The following is an 18,816-nucleotide window of genomic DNA, read 5'->3' as shown; positions in this document are numbered from 1 at the left end:
GCGGCGCCCATCACACCTCCCGCACACCCCCGCGCACCCCCGGCGCCCACCACCACCCCGACCCCCGACACCGCACCCCGGCGCACCCCCACACCACCGTGACCACCCGTCACGCCCCGGTGACAACCAGCCCGCCCCGGGCGTGTCGCACCGCCCCAGCTACCGCACCAGCCACGCCATTTGGCACCCTGGATCGGCCGGGGGGATGCACGGGAGGGGAAATACGATCATGAACGCCACGCAAACAGGAGCACACCAAGCCTCCTCAGGCGACCCACGCGTCGGCTGGAGCAGCACCGAAACCCCACACGCCCCAGCCCTGCGCCACCGCCGCGACGGCATACTCCCCACCATCGCCGCCGCACTCTCCGTACGCGGCGCCACCCTCACCGGCACCGCCGCCCGCGGCGACCAGCCACCCGCCCTGCACCCCCTCGTCCAGGACTTCCTCGACTCCCTGCCCAGCGCCCAACGAGACCGCTTCACCGGCCGCTGCGCCGAAACCATCCTCATCTCCCGGCACATCACCACCGCCGACGCCGCCCGCAGCAAACGCGCCGCCCGAAAACCCATGACCAACGGCGAAGCCCGCAAAGCCCTCAAACACGCCAAACTCACCGCCCGCCGCATCCGCGAGGACGGCGACCCCCTGCACGGCAACTTCGCCGACCCCTGCCGCGCCTGCACCGCCCTCACCGCCCACTTCGGCGTCCGCGTCATCGACCCCACCGACCAGAACACCAGATGACACCCACCCCGAAGACACCCCCGCCGACACCACCCCGCCCCCCGACGAACAAGGGCAGATGCACACCGACCGCACCTCCACCACCCGCTTCGCCGTCCCCGTCGACGCCGCCCTGCGCACCGCCGGCTGGACACCCGGACGCTGGGACATCAAACAGGCCGAGATCTGGGCCGACACCCTGCGCGACCACACCTCACCCGCCGGTCACCGACACGCCGTCTTCCCCGCCGCCGTCGAAGCATGGGCCGAATTCGGCGGACTCCACATCCACCCCACCGGCCCCGGCCGCCGCATCGCCCCCGTCGACCTCCACATCGACCCCCTGCACGGCCTCCACCTCGCCCGCACCCTCGCCGACCTCGGCCGCGCCCTCGACACCGAGGTCAGCCCCCTCGGCACCGAACCCCACACCCGCTCCCTGCTCGCCATCGACACCGAAGGCCGCGTCTACGCCCTCGACCACACCGGCGACTGGTACCTCGGCCCCGACATGGACCGCGCCCTGACCACCCTCGTCACCGGCACCGAACCAGAACGCCTCACCACCGCCTGACCAGAACCACCACCCGACCACAACCACCGGCCCAACCGGGCAAGCGCCGCCTCACGCCGCCGTGACAGCCGCCGGAATCACCGCCGACACCCGAAAACCCCCCGCGTCCGTCGGCCCCGACACAAACACCCCACCCAACCCGACAACCCGCTCCCGCATCCCCACCAGACCATTGCCCCCCGACGGCAACCGCACCAACGACACCGCGGGCACCTCCGGCGGCGGCTCGTTCTCCACCTGCATCGCGATCTCCGACACCCGATGCGCCAACCGCACGTACGTCTTCGCCCCCGCCGCATGCTTGTGCACGTTGGTCAGCGCCTCCTGCACCACCCGGAACGCCGTCTGCTCGATCTCACGCGCATACGCCCGCACATCCCCCTCCACCGACAACGCCACCACCATCCCCGCCGCCGCCGACTGCCCGATCAGCTCATCCAGCTCCGACAGATACGGCCCCTCGGCCACCCCCTCCCGCGCCGCCCGCGAAGCCGCCGCGGCAGCCGCCACCCCCACCGCCGCCAAAGGCACGGACACACCCCCACCGGCCCGCACCACACCCTCACCGGCCCGCACCACACCCCCGTCCCCACTGCGCAGCACCCCGAGCATCTCCCGCAACTCGGTCAACGCCTGCCGCCCCATGTCCCCCACCAGCGCGGCATTCTTCACCGCCTTCTCCGGATCCTTACGGGCCACCGCCTGAAGCGCCGCCGCGTGCACCACCATCAGACTCACCCGATGCGCCACCACGTCATGCATCTCCCGCGCGATCCGCGTCCGCTCCTCACCCCGCGCCCACTCGGCCCGCTCCTCGGCCCGCTCCGCCAGCAGCTGCAACTCCCGCTCCAGGCTGTCCGCCCGCTCCCGCAAGCTCTCCATCAGCCGCCGCCGCGCACCCGAATACAACCCCAGCAGCACCGGCGGCAACGTCAGCCCCACCGCCGTGGCGATCGACGCGAACGGCACGAACCAGTCACCCAGATCCATCGCACCGCTGTTCGCGTCCTGCCGCACCCGCACGAACGTCACGATCGCCATGCCCACCAGCGTCATGCCCGCCAGCGACCCGATGATCCGGCGCGGCAGCTCGGAAGCGGCCAGCGTGTACAGCCCGACCAGCCCCATCAAAAAGCCCATCTGGGCCGGCGTGATCGCGATCGACACCAGCACCACCGCGATCGGCCACCGCCGCCGCAACAACAGCACCGACCCCGCCACCACACCGAACAGCACCCCGGCGACCGGCGGAATCCCGGCATCACGCGCGAACGGAATCCCTTCCAGACCGCACTCCAACGCGGAGACAAAAGCCAGCGTCCCGTCGAACACCGCGCTACGCCGCCGCGTCCACCACCACATCCCGGCCGGCCCGGCCGGGGCCGCGGCGTGGACTTCCCCCGTCGTGGTCATGCCCTCCAGCCTACGGGCGCCGACGCCCCGATTTCCGGCGAGTTTCCCCGACCGCCTCACACCACACTCCGTAGCCGAACCACCACGAAACCCGGCGAAATCCCTCGAACTACTGAACCAGCGACCATCCAGCCCCGGAGGGTGTCATTCCGGCTGGAGGGTATGCCCATGGCACATTCATCGACCAAATACACGAACTTCGAAGAGCTGCGCGAGCGGGCCATCGCCTTACGGCGGGAAGGGCTGAGCCGACGCCAGATCCGCGACCGGCTGCACGTCGACAACAACGACATCCTCAACCGCCTCCTGGAGGGTGAGCCCCCTCCGGAGTGGACCAAACGCCCACGAGCCAAGGACGACCTCCGCGAGAAGGCCCGCGAACTGCGCCTCCAGGGCCTGACCTACGACCAGATCCAGGTGGAACTGGGCTGCTCGAAGAGTTCGATCTCCCTATGGGTGAGGGATCTACCGAAGCCGGAGCGCCGTGACCCCACCGAGCAGGCGAAACTGGCCACACGAAAGCGCTGGGAACATGAGTTGGCGGTACGGGACGAAGGGCGGCAACGAACCAAGCAGGAGGCCCAGCAAGCCATCGGTGACCTCTCACCCCGCGAACTGTTCCTGGTGGGCATCGGCCTGTACTGGGCCGAGGGAACCAAGGACAAGCCCTACGACAGGCGCGAGAACGTCGTCTTCGTGAACAGCGACCCCGGCATGATCCAGGTCTATCTCGCCTGGCTCAACCTGCTCGACGTGGCGCCGGAGCGGCTGCGCTTCACCGTCATGATCCATGAGAACGCCGACGTCGAGGGCGCCGAGCGCTACTGGGCCGATCTCGTCGGCGCCGACCGCTCCACCTTCAACAAGACGACACTCAAGAAGCACAACCCCAAGACGGTCCGCAAGAACGTCGGCGACACCTACCGAGGCTGCCTCGTGATCAAAGTCCTACAGGGGGCGGACTTGTACCGTCGCATCGAAGGCTCCTGGTGCGGCATAGTAGATGCGGCGACCGGGCCAGTCGGCGAAATGTCCGATTAGTCAGGTTTGCGGTCCCCCGTGGTGTAATAGGCAACACTGCCCACTTTGGATGGGTAATTTCAGGTTCGAGTCCTGGCGGGGGAGCGCCGCTTCACTTCGGGCCCTGACCACGGTGTCGGGGCCCGCTCTCATGTCCCCCTCCGGCCACCCCGGTATCCTGCGGATGTCCACACCCTCTCCACAGCCGAAGGGCATCCCGTGAGCGCCATTCGCCCGGCAGCCGTCGTCGTCCTCGCAGCGGGTGAGGGCACCCGTATGAAGTCGGCCACACCCAAGGTCATGCATGAGATCTGCGGTCGCAGTCTGGTCGGCCATGTGCTGGCCGCGGCCGATGAGTTGGGGCCGGAGCAGCTGGTCGTGGTGGTGGGCCATGCGCGGGAGCAGGTGGCCGCGCATCTCGGCGAGATCGCGCCCGGGGTCCGTACGGCGGTGCAGGCGGAGCAGAACGGGACCGGGCACGCGGTGCGGATGGGCCTGGAGGCGCTGGGCGGGGTCGTGGGCGGGACGGTGGTCGTGGTGTGCGGGGACACGCCGCTGCTGACCGGCGCGACGCTGGACGCGCTGGCGCGGACGCACGCGCAGGACGGCAACGCGGTGACCGTGCTGACGGCCGAGGTGCCGGATGCGACGGGGTACGGGCGGATCGTGCGGGAGGCGGCGTCGGGGGCGGTGACGGCGATCGTCGAGCACAAGGACGCGTCGGAGTCGCAGCGGGCGATCCGGGAGATCAATTCGGGGGTGTTCGCGTTCGACGGGCGGCTGCTGGCGGACGCGCTGGGGAAGGTCCGTACGGACAACAGTCAGGGTGAGGAGTACCTGACGGACGTGCTGGGGATTCTGCGTGAGGCGGGGCACCGGGTGGGGGCGTCGGTGGCGGTGGATCACCGGGAGATCGCGGGGATCAACAACCGGGTGCAGCTGGCGCAGGCGCGGCGGATCCTGAACGACCGGCTGCTGACCGAGGCGATGCTGGCGGGGGTGTCGGTGATCGATCCGGCGTCCACGTGGGTGGATGTGACGGTGACGTTCGAGCAGGACGCGGTGGTGCATCCGAATACGCTGCTGTATGGGTCGACGCATGTGGGTGCGGGTGCCGAGGTGGGGCCGAACAGCCGGCTGACGGATACCCGGGTGGGGGCGGGTGCGCGGCTGGATCACACGGTGTCGGAGGGCGCGGAGGTCGGGGAGGCGGCGAGTGTGGGGCCGTTCGCGTATCTGCGGCCGGGGACGCGGCTGGGGGCGCGGGCGAAGGTCGGGACGTATGTGGAGACGAAGAACGCGTCGGTGGGTGAGGGGACGAAGATTCCTCATCTGTCGTATGTGGGGGACGCGACGATCGGTGATCATACGAACATCGGTGCGGCGAGTGTGTTTGTGAATTACGACGGGCAGCACAAGCATCCGACGACGATCGGGTCTCATTGCCGTACGGGTGCGGACAATATGTTTGTGGCGCCTGTCACGGTAGGAGATGGGGCATATACCGCTGCGGGGTCGGTGATCACGAAGTTCGTGCCGCCCGGTTCGCTGGCCGTGGCCCGTGGTCAGCAGCGGAATATCGAGGGTTGGGTGGCCCGTAAGCGTCCGGGGAGTGCGTCGGCGAAGGCGGCCGAGGCGGCCTTGGGCGAGGTGGCCGGGGAAGGCTGACCGGAATTCGATGCTTCGAACACGGCGTACGGTGATAAGTGCCCACCCGCACCCCTACCAGCTGAGACGACGTCTCATGCTCAGCCGAGACGTTGTGTCGACTTCCAGCTGTGACACTTCTGAGGAGACTGTGCTGTGACCGGGATCAAGACGACCGGCGAGAAGAAGTTGATGTTCTTCTCCGGCCGCGCCCACCCCGAGCTTGCCGAGGAGGTCGCCCAGCAGTTGGGTGTCGGGGTTGTCCCAACGAAGGCGTTCGATTTCGCGAATGGCGAGATCTATGTGCGGTATCAGGAGTCGGCCCGCGGTGCGGACTGTTTCCTGATCCAGAGCCACACGGCGCCGATCAATAAGTGGATCATGGAGCAGTTGATCATGATCGATGCGCTGAAGCGCGCGTCGGCGCGCTCCATCACGGTGATCGTGCCGTTCTACGGTTACGCGCGCCAGGACAAGAAGCACCGGGGTCGTGAGCCGATCTCGGCGCGGCTGATCGCGGACATGATGAAGACGGCGGGGGCGCACCGCATCCTGACCGTCGATCTGCACACGGATCAGATCCAGGGCTTCTTCGACGGTCCGGTGGATCATCTGTTCGCGCTGCCGTTGCTGGCGGACTACGTGGGCAAGAAGGTGGACCGCAGCAAGCTGACGGTGGTGTCGCCGGATGCCGGGCGGGTGCGGGTCGCGGATCGCTGGTGCGACCGGTTGGGGGCGCCGCTGGCGATCGTCCACAAGCGCCGGGACAAGGATGTGGCGAATCAGGTGACCGTCCACGAGGTCGTGGGTGAGGTCAATGGCCGGGTCTGTGTGCTGGTGGACGACATGATCGACACGGGTGGGACGATCTGTGCCGCGGCCGATGCGCTGTTCGCGCATGGTGCGGAGGATGTGATCGTGACGGCGACGCATGGTGTGCTGTCGGGTCCGGCCGGGGATCGGCTGAAGAATTCGCGGGTGAGTGAGTTCGTGTTCACGAATTCGCTGCCGACTCCGGGTGAGCTGGCTCTGGACAAGATCACGGTGTTGTCGATCGCGCCGACGATCGCGCGTGCGGTGCGTGAGGTGTTCGAGGACGGTTCGGTGACGAGCTTGTTCGACGAGCAGTGAGCGATGTGTTCGGGCGGTTGTGATTGATCGATTTTTCCGCGGCCTTCCTCGCCGAGTACTCTGGTGCAGTTGCTCGGCGAGGGAGGCCGTTCCGCTTCTGGTGAGGCGGTGGGCTGTCCGTTATCGACGCGCTCTTCGTAGCAGGCCGTTCGTGGCCGGGTGACCGTGTCCGTTCCTACCTGTTCGAGGAGTGATCGTCATGTCCGAGGTGAAGCTCGCCGCTGAGGCGCGCAATGAGTTCGGCAAGGGTGCCGCGCGTCGTATCCGCCGTGACAGCAAGGTTCCGGTGGTGCTGTACGGGCACGGTGTGGACCCCGTGCACCTGACGCTGCCGGGTCATGAGCTGCTGCTGGCCCTGCGTACGCCGAATGTGCTGATCGCGCTGGACATCGATGGTGGCCAGCGCAGTGAGCTGGCGATCCCGAAGTCGGTGCAGCGTGACCCGATCAAGGGTTACCTGGAGCATGTGGACCTGCTGCTGGTCAAGCGGGGCGAGAAGGTCACGGTCGAGATCCCGGTGCAGGCCGAGGGTGAGCTTGCGGCGGGTGGCAACCTGCTGGAGCACGTGCTGAACACGCTGTCGGTCGAGACCGAGGCGACGCACATCCCGGAGGCCGTGACGGTGTCGGTGGAGGGTCTGGAGGCGGGCGCGTCGGTGCTGGCGAAGGACATCGCGCTGCCGGCCGGTACGACGCTGGCGATCGATGGTGACACGGTCGTTCTCCAGGTGCTGTCCGCGCAGGCCGAGGAGGCCCCGGAGGGCGAGAACGGCGAGGCGGTCGCCGAGGCCTGATCGGCCTGGCTTGTGTGAGCGGTACTTTTCCAGCCGTTGCTCCTGTTCGGGGGCAGCGGCTGGTCCCGTATGCCCGGAGGTCGGTGGGCCCGGTGTGAAGGAGAGATGGACGTGACGAGCGACGCGGGTGCGCCCTGGCTGATCGTGGGGCTGGGGAATCCTGGGCCCGAGTACGCGATGAACCGGCACAACGTGGGGTTCATGGTGGTGGATCTGCTCGCGGGGCGGACGGGGGGGAAGTTCAAGCGGGCGGGCAAGGCGCAGGCGCAGGTGGTGGAGGGGCGGATCGGGTCGCCGGGGCCGGGGAGTCGGCGGGTGGTGCTGGTGAAGCCGATGTCGTTCATGAATCTGTCGGGTGGGCCGGTGAACGCGCTGCGGGATTTCTACAAGGTGCCGTTGGAGCGGGTGGTGGCGGTGCATGACGAGTTGGACATCGATTTCGGGACGCTGCGGCTGAAGCTGGGTGGTGGGGACAACGGGCACAACGGGCTGAAGTCGATGACGAGGGTGATGGGTCCGGAGTATCACCGGGTGCGGTTCGGGATCGGCCGGCCGCCGGGGCGGATGCAGGTCGCCGATTTTGTGCTGAAGGATTTTTCGTCGGTGGAGCGCAAGGAGTTGGATTATTGCGTGGACCGGGCGGCGGACGCGGTGGAGTGCCTGGTGGCGGAGGGGCTGGAGCGGGCGCAGGGTGCGTACAACTCCTGAGGTGGTCTCCCGATTGAGTTGACCGGGTGTGTGGTCATGGCCAAGGATCGCGGCCATGCCTTCTGCCGTCGTCTCCAGTCAGGGTGCGGGCGCCGCGCTGCGGTTCGGGCGGTTCGCGGCGATGGGGGTGGTGGCCGTGCTGATTCTGATCGCCGGGGTGTGGGCGTCGTGGGGGTCGGCGCAGTACGTGATGCTCACCAAGGGGCGGGAGCGGGGCACGGTCGAGGTCGCGCGGTGTGCGGACGGGGCGTGTTCGGGGGCGTACGCGCCGGTGTCGGCGGGGTCGCGGGCGCGGGAGGGCGTCGTACTCGATGACACGGTGGCGGTGGTCGAGGGGGAGACGTATGCCGTGGTGATGAAGCCGGGTGGGGCCGAGGCGGTGCGGTCGGGGCCGGGTGGGGTGCTGTATGCGTGGGTGCCGTTGGGGGGTGCGCTGGTGCTGGGGTCGGTGGTGGTGGCCGGTGGGTTGCGGCGTACGCGGGTGGCGTGGGTGATGGCCGGGGCCGGTGCGGGGTTGCTGACGGCGGCGTTTCTCGCCGTCTGACGGCGGCGTCCGTCGCCGTCGGACCGCACCGGCCCCGGTTGTGGCGCTGCGGGTCAGCCGGTGTTGCGCAGGCCCGCCGCGACTCCGTTGACGGTGAGGAGCAGGGCGCGGCCGAGGACGGGGTCGGCCTCGGTGCCTGCGGTCACGGCGTCGCGCTGGCGCTTGAGGAGGGCGACCTGGAGGTAGGAGATCGGGTCGAGGTAGGCGTCGCGGATGGTGAAGGTCTGCTTGAGGACGGGCTGGGCGTCCAGCAGGTCGTTCTCGCCGGTGATCTTGAGGATTTCGGCGACGGTGCGTTCGTGTTCGGTGCGGATGGTGGCGAAGACGTGCTTGAGGTGGTCGGGGACGAGGGTGTCGACGTAGTGGCCGGCGATCCGCAGGTCGGTCTTGGCGAGGGTCATCTCGACGTTGGAGATGAAGTTGCGGAAGAAGTGCCACTGTCCGTACATCTCGTCCAGGACGGTGTCGAGGCCGGCGTCGCGCAGGGCCTTGAGGCCGGAGCCGACGCCGAACCAGCCGGGGACGATCTGGCGGGACTGGGTCCAGCCGAACACCCAGGGGATGGCGCGCAGTCCGTCGAGTCCCGCGCCGGAGTCGGGGCGCCGGGAGGGGCGGGAGCCGAGGTGCAGGTCGGCGAGCTGGTCGACGGGTGTGGAGGCGAAGAAGTAGGCGGGCAGGTCGGGGTCGTCGACGAGGCGGCGGTAGGTGGTCTCGGCGGCGTCGCTGACGAGGTCCATGGCGGCGTCCCAGCGGGCCAGGGCTTCGACGGATTGGCGGGGGGCGGTGTGCAGGGCGGATGCCTGGAGGGTGGCGGCGACGGTGAGTTCCAGGTTTTCCCTGGCGAGGGAGGGGATGAGGTACTTGTCGGAGATGACCTCGCCCTGTTCGGTGACCTTGATCTCGCCTTCGAGGGTGCCCCAGGGCTGGGCGAGGATGGCGTCGTGGGTGGGGCCGCCGCCGCGGCCGACGGTGCCGCCGCGGCCGTGGAAGAGCCTGAGCCGTACTCCGTAGCGGTGGGCGACGTCGCGCAGTCGGCGCTGGGCGCGGTGGATCTCCCATTGGCTGGTGGTGATGCCGCCGAACTTGGAGGAGTCGGAGTAGCCGAGCATGACCTCCTGGACGTCGCCGCGCAGGGCGACGAGGCGTCGGTAGGAGGGGTCGGAGAGCATGTCCTCCAGGATGGAGTCGGCGGCCTTCAGTTCGTCGGTGGTTTCCAGCAGCGGGACGATGCCGATCTTGGCCCAGCCGGCGTGGAGGTCGATGAGGCCGGCTTCGCGGGCGAGGACGGCGGCGGCGAAGACGTCGTCGGCGCCCTGGCACATGGAGATGATGTAGGACTCGATGACCTCGGGTCCGAAGACTTCGAGGGCGCGCTTGACGGTCTGGAACACGCCGAGTGTCTTGGCGCCGGCCTCGTCGACGGGGGCGGGGCTGGGGCCCAGCGGGCGGCGTGAGCGCAGTTCCTTGGCGAGGAGCTTGGTGCGGTAGTCGCGGGGCATGTCGCTGTAGCGCCAGGATTCCTCGCCGAGGCGGTCGAAGAGCTGGCCGAGGGCGTGGTGGTGGGCGTCGGCGTGTTCGCGGACGTCCATGGTGGCGAGCTGGAGGCCGAAGGCGGCCAGGGTGCGCAGGGTGCGGTTCATCCGGCCGTCGGCGATGAGGGCGCCGCGGTGCTCCCTGAGGGAGGTCTGGATCAGGGTGAGGTCGTGCAGCAGTTCGGTGGTGCCGAGGTAGTCGCGGCCGTTCTCGTGGGGGATGCCCTGGGCGAGGCGGCGCTTGGTGTTGACGAGCTTCTGGCGGATGCAGGTGGCCTTGAGGCGGTAGGGCTCTTCGGCGTTGAGGCGCTTGTAGCGGGGGCTGATCTCCGGGAGTCGTTCCAGGTCGGTCTGGAGGGAGGTGAGGAGGTCTTCGGTGGCGCCGGTGTAGCGGATGGAGTTGGAGAGGAAGCCGCGTAGTTCGTCGATCGTGTCCAGGGCGTCGTTGATGCCGTGTTCGTGCTGGAGGATCAGGACGTCCCAGGTGACCTGGGGGGTGACGTTGGGGTTGCCGTCGCGGTCGCCGCCGATCCAGGTGCCGAAGGTGAGGGGGCGGACGTCGTGGGGCAGGTCGACGCCGACGCGTTCGAGTTCGGCGGTGAGGTCTTCGAGGACGTCGCCTACTGCATTCGCGTGGAGTTCGTCGAGGTAGTAGATGGCGTTGCGGGCCTCGTCGGCGGGTTCGGGGCGGACGACGCGCAGTTCGTCGGTCTGCCAGACGAGGTCGATGTTCTCGGCGAGGCGGGTGTCGTGGCGGCGGCGGTCGGATTCGATGACGGGGGTGTCGAGGAGGGCCGCGATCCGGCGGAGCTTGTTGAGGACGGAGCGGCGGGCGGCCTCGGTGGGGTGGGCGGTGAAGACGGGGCGGACGCTGAGGTGGCGGACGGTCTGGCGCAGGTGCTCGGGGTCGGCGTCCTTGAGGCGGTCGGCCGTCCGGGCGAGAAGTCCGCCTTCTGCGGCGCGCTTGGCGCGTAGTTCCCGGCCGCGGTGCACCTGTTCGGTGACATTGGCCAGGTGGAAGTAGGTGGAGAAGGCGCGGACGAGCTTGGCGGCGGTCTCCAGTTCGGTTCCGCGCAGCAGTTCGGCGGCGGCCTCGCCGTCCTCGCGGGTGAGGTGGCGTACCTTCTCGACGAGTTCCAGGAGCTGGGGGCCTTCCTGGCGGACGAGGGTCTCGCCGAGGAGGTCGCCCAGGCGGCGGATGTCGGCGCGCAGTTCGCTGCTGGTCGTCGTGGTCTGGTCGTCGGCACTGCTCACAGGTGCGGCTCCTTGCAGTGGGGAGGCTCGGCTGATGAGTTCGGGGCTCGGTTCGGGGAAGGGCCGGGCCGTGGGGCGGGAGGACCGCATGACGGGCCGGGCTTCCGGGGAAGACATCAGAGCGGACCGCGCTGTCCGACCGGCTTCAAGGATAGGTGTCGGGCGGGACGCGCAGTCTGTCGGGCTCTTGCCGCCGGGCGACGCGCTGACATACTTACGACGCCGTAGGTTACGGAAGCGTAGGGAAGGCTCTGAGGAGCTGTTTCCCCGCTTCCGGTATTCCGGTACTTGTCCCATCCTCGACCCCCCAGGGGACGTCCCATGACCACGAGCTCCGATGTGATCGACGAGGCCACCACGCCGGCCGGGCAGGCGGGCGGGGAGCAGCCGTCCGCGACGCTGGGCGGCGACCGCAAGGGTTCACTTGAGCAGCTGGCCCTGCTGCTGTTCATCGTCGTCCCGTTTCTGGCGCTGGCGGCGGCGGTGCCGCTGGCGTGGGGTCGGGGGGTGAGCTGGCTGGATCTGGGTCTGCTGGTCTTCTTCTACTATCTGGGCTGCCACGGCATCACGATCGGTTTCCACCGGCACTTCACGCACAGTGCGTTCAAGGCGAACCGGCCGTTGAAGATCGCGTTGGCGATCGCGGGGTCGATGGCGGTGGAGGGCCCTCTGGTCCGCTGGGTGGCGGATCACCGTAAGCATCATCAGTTCTCGGACGCGGAGGGTGATCCGCATTCGCCGTGGCGGTACGGGGAGAGTGTGCCGGCGCTGATGAAGGGCCTGTGGTGGGCCCACATCGGATGGATGTTCGATGAGGAGCGTACGCCGCAGGACAAGTACGCGCCGGATCTGATCAAGGACCGGACACTGCGGGCGATCTCCCGGCAGTTCATCGTGTGGACGATCCTGTCGCTGGCGCTGCCGGCGCTGATCGGCGGGCTGGTGACGATGTCCTGGTGGGGTGCGTTCACCGGCTTCTTCTGGGGATCTCTGGTCCGGGTGGCCCTGCTGCACCACGTGACGTGGTCGATCAACTCGATCTGTCACGCGGTGGGCAAGCGGCCGTTCAAATCGCGGGACCGGTCGGGCAATGTGTGGTGGCTGGCGGTGCTGTCGTGCGGGGAGTCCTGGCACAACCTGCATCACGCGGATCCGACGTCGGCGCGGCACGGTGTGGAGCGCGGGCAGCTGGATTCGTCGGCCCGGCTGATCCGCTGGTTCGAGCGGGCGGGATGGGCGTACGACGTGCGCTGGCCGTCACGCTCACGTATCGATTCACGGCGTAACGACCGCCAGGACGGCTCCGGGCGCCGGAAGGACACCGCCGAGGCGGCATGATTGACGGCGTGGCGACCGACTCCAGCACCCCCAGCAATGACAAGCCGCGGCGCGTCCGCCGCACCCGGATGACCGGTGCGGAGCGCCGCCAGCAGTTGCTGGAGATCGGTCGCACGCTGTTCGCGGCGAAGGGTTTCGAGGGCACGTCGGTGGAGGAGATCGCGGCGAAGGCCGGGGTGTCCAAGCCGGTGGTGTACGAGCACTTCGGTGGCAAGGAGGGCCTGTACGCGGTGGTCGTGGACCGCGAGATGCGCCGTCTGCTGGAGGGGGTGACCGGCTCGCTGACCGCGGGGCACCCGCGTGAGCTGCTGGAGGAGGCGGCGTTCGCGCTGCTGGACTACATCGAGGAGTACACGGACGGTTTCCGCATCCTGGTCCGTGACTCGCCCATCCCCCAGTCGACGGGCTCCTTCGCCTCCCTGATCTCCGACATCGCGACGCAGGTCGAGGACATCCTCGGCAAGGAGTTCAAGAGCCGCGGCTTCGACCCCAAACTGGCCCCGCTGTACGCGCAGGCCCTGGTCGGCATGGTCGCGCTGACGGGCCAGTGGTGGCTGGAGGTCCGCAAGCCGAAGAAGGCGGAGGTGGCGGCCCACCTGGTCAACCTGGCCTGGCACGGTTTGGACGGCCTGGAGCCGAGACCTCGGCTGATGGGACACCGGAAGAACTGATTTGGCCTTAATCAAGGTTAACGTTGTGCCATCATGGCTGCATGACTGAGATCACGATCAGCGCGGCTCGTGCCCAACTCGGCGACTTGGTGCGGCGCGCGGCGCACAGCCGGGAGACCATCGCCATCACCGACCACGGGCATGTTGCGGCGCTGCTCGTCTCCCCGCAGGTGATAGAGGATCTTGAGGACTCGCTGGCGGTGGCGGACTATCAGCGACGCAAGCTCGCCGGGACGCTCGGACCGGGTATCCCGCACGAGGAAGTCGGGCGCATCCTCGGACTGCGCCCGTGACCTATCGCATCATCTGGGAAGCCAGCGCCACAGACCAGGCGACGCGCTTCCTCAAGGAAGACCCTGTCGGCCTTGCCTCCGTCTACGAGGCCGTTGACGCGCTCGCCGAGGCACCACGCCCCGTCAACTCGGTCGCCTACGGCGTTGGCATCCGCCGCCTCCGAGTCGGCGACTACCGTGTCATATACGTCATCGACGACGAGGTCATCCTCATCCTCGTCACTCACCTGGGCCGCACCAACTGATTCCTCCCCCGGCACCCCTCACCCCGGCACCGACGCCACCGCGAAGATCCTGCGGAACGGGAACGGGGTGCCGTGCGGGGTCGCCGGGTAGGCCTCGCGCAGGCGGGACCCGTACGCGCTGAGGAAGTCCTCGCGGGCCCGGTCGTCGTCGGCCAGTTCCGTCAGGATCGGGCGCAGGCCCGTGCCCTTCATCCAGTCCAGGACGGGGTCCTCGCCCTGGAGGAGGTGGAGGTAGGTCGTCTCCCACACGTCGGTCTCGCAGCCGAGGTCGGCCAGGGCGGCCAGATAGGCGGCCGGGGTGCGGACCGCGCTGTCGTGGCGCAGGGCGGCGGTGAGGCGGGGGTCGGGGGCGGCCAGCTCGCGCATCAGCCGGTGGCTGGGGGCCTCGAAGTTGCCGGGGACCTGGAAGGCGAAGGTGCCGCCGGGGGCGAGCGCGGCGATCCAGTCGGAGAAGCGGTCCAGGTGGCCGGGGACCCATTGCAGCGTGGCGTTGCTGATGATCAGGTCGTGGGTCTCGTCCGGCGTCCAGGTGCGGGCGTCGGCCACCGCGAAGTCGAGGCTGCCGCCGCCCGGCGTGGGCCCGGCGTGCCGGTGCGCGTCGGCGAGCATCTGCGGGGAGTTGTCGTAGCCGGTGATGTGCGCGCCGGGCCAGCGGGCGGCCAGCGCGGTGGTGACGGTGCCGGGGCCGCAGCCGAGGTCGGCGATCCGGGGCCGCTCGGCGGGCAGTTCCGGGACACGGGCGAGCAGGTCGGCGAAGGGCCGGGCGCGGTGCCCGGCGTGCCGCAGGTACTGGGCGGGGTCCCACACGGGGGCGGTCATTTCGGCCCTCCTTGGTGGTCGGGGGGGTGGGGGTGGGTGTACGGGTGGGGGTGGTGCGGCGCGCTACGGGCGGCGCGGTGCGGTGGTGCACCTACGGGATCCGATTCCCGTACGACGACTGATTCCCGTACGACGACTGATTCCCGTACGAGATCCAGTTCCCGTAAGGGGCTCTTCCAGCTTGCCCCCGGAAGTATCTTGACGTCAAGAGACTTCATGTCGACACAACCACTACACTGATCGTCATGGAGGACGAGGTCGATCGGCTGGTCGCAGCGTGGCGCCGGGAGCGCCCGGACCTCGACGTGGAGCCGCTGGAAGTACTCAGCCGGGTGAGCAGGCTCGCCCGGCATCTGGACCGGGCGCGCCGGCTGGCCTTCGCCGAGCACAGCCTGGAGCCGTGGGAGTTCGATGTGCTCACGGCGCTGCGGCGCGCGGGCACCCCGTATCAGCTCTCCCCCGGGCAGCTGCTCACCCAGACGCTGGTCACGTCCGGCACGATGACGAACCGCATCGACCGGCTCGCCAAGAAGGGGCTGGTCGAGCGGCTGCCGGACCCGAGTGACCGGCGGGGCGTGCTGGTGCGGCTCACCGATGAGGGGCAGGACCGCGCCGATCAGGCGCTGGCCGGGCTGCTGGAGCAGGAGCGGGCGATCCTCGCGGAGCTGTCGCGCGCCCAGCGCGGGGAACTCGCGGCGCTGCTACGCCAGCTGACCGCCCCGTTCGACAACATCCCCGGTTAGGTCCGCCGGCCCCACCCCGGCCCGGCGGGCCAGCGCCACGGCGGCGAGCGTGGAGTGCACGCCGAGCTTGCCGAGGACGTTCTGCATATGGGTGCGGACCGTGTGCGGGGAGAGGAACAGGCGTTCGGCGACGGCCTTGCGGCCCAGGCCGGCGACCATGCAGCGCAGCACCTCCCGCTCGCGCGGGGTGAGCGACTCCACCAGCCGCTCGCTCTCGGTGCGGTGCTTGCGCGCGGCCGTCAGCTCCCGCAGCACCCCGGTCAGCAGGGCCGGCGGCAGATGCGTCTCGTCGCGCAGCACACCCCGTATCACCGTGAGCAGCCGGGACAGGGAGCAGTCCTTGGCGACCCAGCCGGACGCCCCGGCCTGGAGCGCGAGCGCCGCCCGCCGCGGGTCGTCCTTCTCGGCGAGGACGACGATCCGGACGCCGGGCTGGGCCACGCGGACGCCCACGACCAGCGAGATCCCGTCGACCAGGCCGTCCTCACCGACCTCCTGCACCGGTACCGCCGGACGCACCCCGCCCGCGCCGGTGCCGAGGTCGGCGTCCACGAGCAGCACGTCGTAACGGCGGCCCTCGGCCGCCGCGCGCTCCAGGCTGCGCAGTGCCGCCGGGCCGCTGCCGGCCGCGGAGACATCGACATCGGGCTCGGCGGCAAGCGCCGCCGCGAGCGACTCGGCGAAGATTCGGTGGTCGTCGACGACCAGGACACGGATACGAACCACTGACAACCCCCACTGGTCCGGAGTACGACGGCCTGCGCGGGCGCGACGCCCCAGGAGATGTCAGAGCCGCGTGGCCGCCGCCATGCAGAGACTGCTACCCCCCGATCGGGCGTCGTACCCGATTTCGGTCTCGCCCCCTGATCCGCGCCGGCCCCCACCGGCGCTGCTCATCAGGGTACGGGCGGGGGCGGGCGGCGGAAGCCTATTTGCAGAACTGGCCGGCTGCCGCGCCTATCGTGTGCCGCATGTTTCGTCTTGTTGCGGAAGTCGACGCGTCCCGGCGTGCTCAGTTGCGGTCCCGGCTGCGGGCCGGGAACACGGCCGCGTCCCCCGAGCTGCGCGCGCTGCGGGGTACCCCGCACGAGAACGAGGTCCCCCTGGAGGTGTGGGCGCTGGACCGGGCGGGGGCGCTGGCGGGCGGGCTGATCGGGTACACGTGGGGGGGCTGGCTGCATGTCACCCATCTGTGGGTGGACGAGCGGGTGCGGGGCGGTGGGGTCGGGGGTGGGCTGCTCGCCGAGGCGGAGCGGGTCGCGGGGGTGCGGGGGTGCCGGGCGGCGCGGTTGGAGACGTGGGACTTTCAGGCGCCGGGGTTCTATCGGAAGCAGGGGTACGACGTGGTGTGTGTGATCCCCGACTATCCGGCGGGGATCACGGAGTACACGTTGACGAAGCGGTTGGGTTGACGGCGGGGGTGGGGGGGCTGTTGTGGGCGGGTGCGGGTGCGTCGTGGCTGGTCGCGCCCACGCGGCGGAGCCGCATATCAATACAGCCCTGCGCCCCTAAAGACGGGCGTTGGCCTCCCTTGGGAGCGAAGGTTGGCCTTCCGCTCGTTCCTCTTTCCTCGCTCCCGCTGAGGGGACTGCCTCGAAGGTTCTGGGTGGGGTGTAGCCGGCCGTCGCGAACGCCGTTTCCACGGCCTTGGTGATGACGGCCACGTCGGCCGTCTCGGCCAGGACGATCGCGGAGCCGCCGAAGCCGCCGCCGGTCATCCGGGCGCCGAGGGCGCCGGCCGCGAGGGCGGAGTCGACGACCGTGTCCAGTTCCGGGCAGGAGATGCGGAAGTCGTCGCGCAGGGAGGCGTGGCCCTCGGTGAGGACCGGGCCGATCTCGCGGGTGCGGCCCGCCTCCAGCAGCGCCACGACCCGCTCGACGCGCTGGTCCTCGGTGACGACGTGCCTGACGAGACGGCGTACCTCGGCCGCGTCGTCCCCGTCGGCCGCGTCGTCCTCGTCGCCGAGGCGGGCGAGGGCGGCGTCCAGGCCGTCGTAGGGGATGTCCCGCAGGGCGTCGACGCCCAGCAGGGCCGCGCCCTTCTCGCAGCCCGCGCGGCGTTTGCCGTACTCGCCGTCGCTGTGGGCGTGTTTGACGCGGGTGTCGACGACCAGCAGGCGCAGGCCCTCGGCGGCGAGGTCGAAGGGGATCTGCCGGACGGACAGATCGCGGGTGTCGAGGAACAGGGCGTGCCCGGCCTCGCAGCAGGCGGACGCGGTCTGGTCCATGATGCCGGTGGGGGCGCCGACGTAGACGTTCTCGGCGCGCTGGCACAGGCGGGCCAGTCGCCAGCGCGGGATGTCCAGCCCGTACAGATCGCTCAGGGCCAGGGCGACGACGACCTCCAGGGCCGCCGACGAGGACAGGCCCGCGCCGGTGGGGACCGTCGAGGCGAGATGGATGTCGGCGCCGGTCACCGGGTGCCCGGCCTCGCGCAGCGCCCAGACGACGCCCGCGGGGTACGCCGTCCAGTCGCGGTCGGTGCCGGGGGCGAGGGCGTCGAGGTCCAGGTCGATGACGCCGGTGTCCGGGATGTCCGCCGAGTGCAGGCGCAGCCGGCCGTCGGTGCGGCGGGAGACGGCGGCGCGGGTGGTGTGCGGCAGCGCGAAGGGCATCACGAAGCCGTCGTTGTAGTCGGTGTGTTCGCCGATGAGATTGACGCGGCCGGGGGCGGCCCAGACGCCGTCCGGGTCGGCGCCGTACAGGGCGCGGAAGTCGTCGGCGATGTTCTGTGCGGACACTCAGCGCTCCTCGGCGGCGATTTCTGCTTCTGCGGATGTCCGGTGCTCCCGGGCGGCTGCCGCGGGCACCTGGCGTTCCTCGGCGGTCCGCTGGGCGAACCGCCAGGCGTCGGCGACGATGCCGGTGAGGTCGGGGCGGGTGGGGGTCCAGCCCAGGCGCTCGCGGGCGGTGTCGGCGGAGGCGACCAGGACGGCGGGGTCGCCGGCCCGGCGCGGGGCCGTGACCTCGGGGATGGGGTGGCCGGTGACCTGGCGGACGGTCCGGACGACCTCGCGGACGGAGAAGCCGTTGCCGTTGCCGAGGTTGCAGATGAGGTGCTCGCCGGGGCGGGCGGCGGTGAGGGCGAGGAGGTGGGCGTCGGCGAGGTCGGCGACATGGATGTAGTCGCGGACGCAGGTGCCGTCGGGGGTGGGGTAGTCGTCGCCGTAGACGGAGATGGCGTCGCGGCGGCCCTGGGCGACCTGGAGGACGAGGGGGATGAGGTGCGACTCGGGGTCGTGGCGTTCGCCGTACGTGCCGTAGGCGCCCGCGACGTTGAAGTAGCGCAGGGAGACCGCCGCCCCCGCCGGGGCGGTGGCCGCGCCGCGGATCATGTGGTGGACCGCGCGTGTGGTGGCGCCCG

The 18,816-nt window shown here is 69.9% G+C and carries 20 protein-coding genes and 1 tRNA gene; 15 read left to right on the top strand and 6 right to left on the bottom strand.

Annotated elements, in window-relative coordinates:
* Nucleotides 1-229: 229 nt before the first annotated feature.
* Both ACFXAZ_RS08775 and ACFXAZ_RS08770 read left to right on the top strand, forming a co-directional pair.
* Nucleotides 230-748, top strand: a complete 519-nt coding sequence (locus ACFXAZ_RS08775) for a YwqJ-related putative deaminase (protein WP_384586777.1) — start codon at nucleotides 230-232, stop codon at nucleotides 746-748.
* 58 nt (nucleotides 749-806) lie between these two features.
* The gene (locus ACFXAZ_RS08770) at nucleotides 807-1,301 is read left to right on the top strand and encodes an SUKH-3 domain-containing protein (RefSeq protein WP_384586775.1); all 495 of its coding nucleotides are present in this window, start codon (nucleotides 807-809) and stop codon (nucleotides 1,299-1,301) included.
* Nucleotides 1,302-1,352: 51 nt separating this feature from the next.
* Here ACFXAZ_RS08770 and ACFXAZ_RS08765 read toward each other — a convergent pair whose 3' ends face one another.
* Nucleotides 1,353-2,714 (bottom strand): sensor histidine kinase, encoded by a 1,362-nt coding sequence (locus ACFXAZ_RS08765; RefSeq protein ID WP_384586773.1) that lies wholly within the window; start codon nucleotides 2,712-2,714, stop codon nucleotides 1,353-1,355.
* A gap of 168 nt (nucleotides 2,715-2,882) precedes the next feature.
* Between ACFXAZ_RS08765 and ACFXAZ_RS08760 the strand changes: the two genes are divergently transcribed.
* The 7 genes from ACFXAZ_RS08760 to ACFXAZ_RS08730 all read left to right on the top strand — a co-directional run bounded on the left by ACFXAZ_RS08760 (nucleotide 2,883) and on the right by ACFXAZ_RS08730 (nucleotide 8,557).
* Nucleotides 2,883-3,755, top strand: coding sequence for a hypothetical protein (locus tag ACFXAZ_RS08760; protein WP_384586771.1), 873 nt, complete (start codon nucleotides 2,883-2,885; stop codon nucleotides 3,753-3,755).
* 12 nt (nucleotides 3,756-3,767) lie between these two features.
* A tRNA-Gln gene (locus tag ACFXAZ_RS08755) sits at nucleotides 3,768-3,839 on the top strand.
* A 114-nt stretch (nucleotides 3,840-3,953) separates the two neighbouring features.
* Nucleotides 3,954-5,402: a bifunctional UDP-N-acetylglucosamine diphosphorylase/glucosamine-1-phosphate N-acetyltransferase GlmU gene (glmU, locus tag ACFXAZ_RS08750; RefSeq protein WP_384586769.1), complete on the top strand. Its 1,449-nt coding sequence runs from the start codon at nucleotides 3,954-3,956 to the stop codon at nucleotides 5,400-5,402.
* 135 nt (nucleotides 5,403-5,537) lie between these two features.
* The gene (locus ACFXAZ_RS08745; protein WP_384586767.1) at nucleotides 5,538-6,512 is read left to right on the top strand and encodes a ribose-phosphate diphosphokinase; all 975 of its coding nucleotides are present in this window, start codon (nucleotides 5,538-5,540) and stop codon (nucleotides 6,510-6,512) included.
* Between the two features lie 199 nt (nucleotides 6,513-6,711).
* On the top strand, nucleotides 6,712-7,305 hold the full coding sequence (locus ACFXAZ_RS08740; RefSeq protein ID WP_384586764.1) for a 50S ribosomal protein L25/general stress protein Ctc: 594 nt from the start codon (nucleotides 6,712-6,714) through the stop codon (nucleotides 7,303-7,305).
* Between the two features lie 105 nt (nucleotides 7,306-7,410).
* Nucleotides 7,411-8,013 carry an aminoacyl-tRNA hydrolase gene (gene pth / locus ACFXAZ_RS08735; protein ID WP_384586762.1) on the top strand — a complete coding sequence of 201 codons (603 nt, stop codon included), beginning with the start codon at nucleotides 7,411-7,413 and terminating at the stop codon, nucleotides 8,011-8,013.
* A 55-nt stretch (nucleotides 8,014-8,068) separates the two neighbouring features.
* A complete protein-coding gene (locus ACFXAZ_RS08730) occupies nucleotides 8,069-8,557 on the top strand; it encodes a hypothetical protein (protein ID WP_384586760.1) in 489 nt (162 codons plus the stop codon).
* A 53-nt stretch (nucleotides 8,558-8,610) separates the two neighbouring features.
* On the opposite strand, the gene ppc is transcribed toward ACFXAZ_RS08730, so the two are convergent.
* Nucleotides 8,611-11,343 carry a phosphoenolpyruvate carboxylase gene (gene ppc / locus ACFXAZ_RS08725; RefSeq protein WP_384586758.1) on the bottom strand — a complete coding sequence of 911 codons (2,733 nt, stop codon included), beginning with the start codon at nucleotides 11,341-11,343 and terminating at the stop codon, nucleotides 8,611-8,613.
* A gap of 321 nt (nucleotides 11,344-11,664) precedes the next feature.
* Between ppc and ACFXAZ_RS08720 the strand changes: the two genes are divergently transcribed.
* Genes ACFXAZ_RS08720 through ACFXAZ_RS08705 form a run of 4 tightly spaced genes read left to right on the top strand, consistent with a single transcriptional unit; the run spans nucleotide 11,665 to nucleotide 13,890 of the window.
* Entirely contained in the window at nucleotides 11,665-12,681 is a 1,017-nt protein-coding gene (locus ACFXAZ_RS08720; protein ID WP_384586756.1) for an acyl-CoA desaturase, read from the top strand.
* Nucleotides 12,678-13,352, top strand: a complete 675-nt coding sequence (locus ACFXAZ_RS08715) for a TetR family transcriptional regulator (protein WP_384586754.1) — start codon at nucleotides 12,678-12,680, stop codon at nucleotides 13,350-13,352. The genes ACFXAZ_RS08720 and ACFXAZ_RS08715 overlap by 4 nt, the downstream gene beginning before the upstream one ends.
* Before the next feature lie 41 nt (nucleotides 13,353-13,393).
* Nucleotides 13,394-13,645, top strand: coding sequence for a type II toxin-antitoxin system Phd/YefM family antitoxin (locus ACFXAZ_RS08710; RefSeq protein WP_362758029.1), 252 nt, complete (start codon nucleotides 13,394-13,396; stop codon nucleotides 13,643-13,645).
* A complete protein-coding gene (locus ACFXAZ_RS08705; protein ID WP_384586752.1) occupies nucleotides 13,642-13,890 on the top strand; it encodes a type II toxin-antitoxin system RelE/ParE family toxin in 249 nt (82 codons plus the stop codon). Before ACFXAZ_RS08710 ends, ACFXAZ_RS08705 begins: the two co-directional genes overlap by 4 nt.
* A gap of 18 nt (nucleotides 13,891-13,908) precedes the next feature.
* Here the strand turns inward: ACFXAZ_RS08705 and ACFXAZ_RS08700 are convergent, their stop codons facing one another.
* Nucleotides 13,909-14,709, bottom strand: coding sequence for a trans-aconitate 2-methyltransferase (locus ACFXAZ_RS08700; RefSeq protein ID WP_384586750.1), 801 nt, complete (start codon nucleotides 14,707-14,709; stop codon nucleotides 13,909-13,911).
* Between the two features lie 245 nt (nucleotides 14,710-14,954).
* On the opposite strand from ACFXAZ_RS08700, the gene tamR reads away from it, so the two are divergent.
* Entirely contained in the window at nucleotides 14,955-15,452 is a 498-nt protein-coding gene (tamR, locus tag ACFXAZ_RS08695) for a MarR family transcriptional regulator TamR (RefSeq protein ID WP_384586748.1), read from the top strand.
* On the opposite strand, the gene ACFXAZ_RS08690 is transcribed toward tamR, so the two are convergent.
* Entirely contained in the window at nucleotides 15,411-16,178 is a 768-nt protein-coding gene (locus tag ACFXAZ_RS08690) for a LuxR C-terminal-related transcriptional regulator (protein WP_384586746.1), read from the bottom strand. The genes tamR and ACFXAZ_RS08690 overlap by 42 nt on opposite strands.
* A gap of 245 nt (nucleotides 16,179-16,423) precedes the next feature.
* Here ACFXAZ_RS08690 and ACFXAZ_RS08685 point away from each other — a divergent pair, with 245 nt between their 5' ends.
* Nucleotides 16,424-16,864, top strand: a complete 441-nt coding sequence (locus tag ACFXAZ_RS08685) for a GNAT family N-acetyltransferase (protein WP_384586744.1) — start codon at nucleotides 16,424-16,426, stop codon at nucleotides 16,862-16,864.
* Between the two features lie 96 nt (nucleotides 16,865-16,960).
* On the opposite strand, the gene galK is transcribed toward ACFXAZ_RS08685, so the two are convergent.
* Together galK and ACFXAZ_RS08675 are read right to left on the bottom strand one after the other, a co-directional pair.
* The gene (gene galK, locus ACFXAZ_RS08680) at nucleotides 16,961-18,193 is read right to left on the bottom strand and encodes a galactokinase (protein WP_384586742.1); all 1,233 of its coding nucleotides are present in this window, start codon (nucleotides 18,191-18,193) and stop codon (nucleotides 16,961-16,963) included.
* On the bottom strand, nucleotides 18,194-18,816 hold a 623-nt coding region (locus ACFXAZ_RS08675), incomplete at its 5' end, for an NAD-dependent epimerase/dehydratase family protein (protein WP_384586740.1). It lies immediately after the preceding gene.

Origin of the sequence: Streptomyces sp. NPDC059477, from assembly GCF_042749375.1 — a bacterium.
Lineage (GTDB): Bacteria > Actinomycetota > Actinomycetes > Streptomycetales > Streptomycetaceae > Streptomyces.
This window is presented reverse-complemented; position numbering and strand designations above follow the sequence as displayed.

What these genes read in the sequence shown, in the direction of transcription:
- pth (WP_384586762.1), top strand. Translation starts at nt 7,411, where the DNA reads ATGGACGTGACGAGCGACGCGGGTGCGCCCTGGCTGATCGTGGGGCTG.
- ACFXAZ_RS08700 (WP_384586750.1), bottom strand. Translation starts at nt 14,709, where the DNA reads ATGACCGCCCCCGTGTGGGACCCCGCCCAGTACCTGCGGCACGCCGGG.
- ACFXAZ_RS08770 (WP_384586775.1), top strand. Translation starts at nt 807, where the DNA reads ATGCACACCGACCGCACCTCCACCACCCGCTTCGCCGTCCCCGTCGAC.
- ACFXAZ_RS08730 (WP_384586760.1), top strand. Translation starts at nt 8,069, where the DNA reads ATGCCTTCTGCCGTCGTCTCCAGTCAGGGTGCGGGCGCCGCGCTGCGG.
- ACFXAZ_RS08775 (WP_384586777.1), top strand. Translation starts at nt 230, where the DNA reads ATGAACGCCACGCAAACAGGAGCACACCAAGCCTCCTCAGGCGACCCA.
- ACFXAZ_RS08685 (WP_384586744.1), top strand. Translation starts at nt 16,424, where the DNA reads ATGTTTCGTCTTGTTGCGGAAGTCGACGCGTCCCGGCGTGCTCAGTTG.
- ACFXAZ_RS08720 (WP_384586756.1), top strand. Translation starts at nt 11,665, where the DNA reads ATGACCACGAGCTCCGATGTGATCGACGAGGCCACCACGCCGGCCGGG.
- ACFXAZ_RS08765 (WP_384586773.1), bottom strand. Translation starts at nt 2,714, where the DNA reads ATGACCACGACGGGGGAAGTCCACGCCGCGGCCCCGGCCGGGCCGGCC.
- tamR (WP_384586748.1), top strand. Translation starts at nt 14,955, where the DNA reads ATGGAGGACGAGGTCGATCGGCTGGTCGCAGCGTGGCGCCGGGAGCGC.
- ACFXAZ_RS08760 (WP_384586771.1), top strand. Translation starts at nt 2,883, where the DNA reads ATGGCACATTCATCGACCAAATACACGAACTTCGAAGAGCTGCGCGAG.
- ACFXAZ_RS08715 (WP_384586754.1), top strand. Translation starts at nt 12,678, where the DNA reads ATGATTGACGGCGTGGCGACCGACTCCAGCACCCCCAGCAATGACAAG.
- ACFXAZ_RS08740 (WP_384586764.1), top strand. Translation starts at nt 6,712, where the DNA reads ATGTCCGAGGTGAAGCTCGCCGCTGAGGCGCGCAATGAGTTCGGCAAG.
- ACFXAZ_RS08710 (WP_362758029.1), top strand. Translation starts at nt 13,394, where the DNA reads ATGACTGAGATCACGATCAGCGCGGCTCGTGCCCAACTCGGCGACTTG.